The sequence below is a fragment of the Gemmiger gallinarum genome, from assembly GCF_014982805.1.
GTDB lineage: Bacteria > Bacillota > Clostridia > Oscillospirales > Ruminococcaceae > Gemmiger > Gemmiger gallinarum.
Genome location: NZ_JADCKC010000012.1, coordinates 1 through 1,574 on the forward strand (window position 1 = coordinate 1; position 1,574 = coordinate 1,574).

The following is a 1,574-nucleotide window of genomic DNA, read 5'->3' on the forward strand; positions in this document are numbered from 1 at the left end:
CATCAGTTGACCGCACCATGCCGATTCGGTTGATGCACTACGTTGCCTGCTTTTACAGCGAGCTGCTTAAGCAGAAAGCCATCGTTCCCAGACAAGGCTTGCCACCGGTGTTTCCAGTGGTTCTGTACAACGGCGCCAAGCCTTGGACGGCACCGCTGAACATATACGACATGATTCGGCCGGGTAACTATTCAGGTGGTTGCGGATAGCCTGTCGACAACCACCTGATTTTTCTGGCATAGTGTGCCTAATCCTTCGGCATATCTATGCGGTGACATGACCATCAGCGATATCAACGTCGACGAGGCTCTGGAGCGGGTCCGGCAGCAGCTCAAGGAAGACCAGACGGTCTCGCCGTCGCTGCGTGCCGCCATCGATGTGCTGATGCTGCTGGTCAAGCTCATGGCCGATCGCCTGGCCACCAGTAGCCGCAACAGCAGCAAGCCACCGTCCCAGGATCCCAATCGCCAGCGCCGCTCGCGCGCCAAAGGCGAGCGGCGCCCCGGCGGACAGCCAGGGCATGAGGGTAAGACGTTGGCGCCGGTGACGGACCCCGACGAGGTGGTCAAGCTCCGTGTCGATCGTCGGCAACTCCCCAAGGGGCGTTCTTACCGCCCGGTCGGCGTCGAAACGCGCCAAGTGCAGGACATCGTAATCCAGGCCGTGGTCACCGAATATCAGGCTGAGGTCCTCGAAGATGATCAGGGGCAACGCTACGTGGCGCCATTCCCCGAGGGCGTGACTCGCCCCATCCAGTATGGCCCTCGCCTCAAGGCGCATGTCGTCTATCTCTCCCAGTATCAGCTGTTGCCCTATGCGCGTATCCGCGAGTTGCTCACCTCGCAGTGCGGCCTGTCGCTGAGCACCGGCACCCTGTTCGCCTTCAACCAGGAGGCCTACCAGCGGGCCGAGGCGTTCGCCGAGTGGGTGATCCCGGCGCTACGTGAAGCAGCCACCGTCCATGCCGATGAAACCGGAATGCAGGTCGGTGGCAAACGCTACTGGCTACACAGCGCCTCCAACGAGGCCCTGACCTGGTTGGCCCCGCACCCCAAGCGCGGCCAGGAAGCGATGGACGCCATCGGCGTATTGCCCTTCGTGCGTGGCGTGCTGGTGCATGATCACTGGAAGCCCTACTACCGCTATCCGGATTGCCGGCACGCGCTCTGTAATGCGCACCACCTTCGGGAGCTGACAGCGGCCTGGGAGAACGATGGCCAGGCATGGGCCAAGGCCTTGCATGACCTGTTGTTGGAGATGCATCGCGCCGTGGAGGTGGCCGACGGCTGCCTCTCGGCCGATGAGACCCGAGCCTGGCGGCAGCGCTATCGAGATTGCCTGGCGAAAGGGGACGCCGAGTGCCCCCCGCCGGTGAAACCGCCACCTGGAACGCGAGGCCGGGCCAAGCGCACCAAGCCGCGCAACCTCCTGGAACGCCTCCAGGCGTACGAGGACGACGTGTTGCGCTTCCTCGACGACCCTGCCGCTCCCTTCACCAACAACCAGGGGGAACGCGATCTGCGAATGACCAAGGTCCAGCAGAAAATCTCGGGCTGTTTCCGCTCCTGGGAGGG

Annotated in this window: 2 protein-coding genes; both read left to right on the top strand. The window is 63.1% G+C overall.

Annotation, left to right across the window (positions count from 1 at the left end; genetic code table 11):
- On the top strand, positions 1-209 hold a 209-nt coding region (locus tag INF35_RS13655), incomplete at its 5' end, for an Rpn family recombination-promoting nuclease/putative transposase (RefSeq protein ID WP_193503381.1).
- A gap of 67 nt (positions 210-276) precedes the next feature.
- Positions 277-1,574: IS66 family transposase (gene tnpC, locus INF35_RS13660; RefSeq protein WP_193503383.1), on the top strand; the 1,298-nt coding region annotated here is incomplete at its 3' end.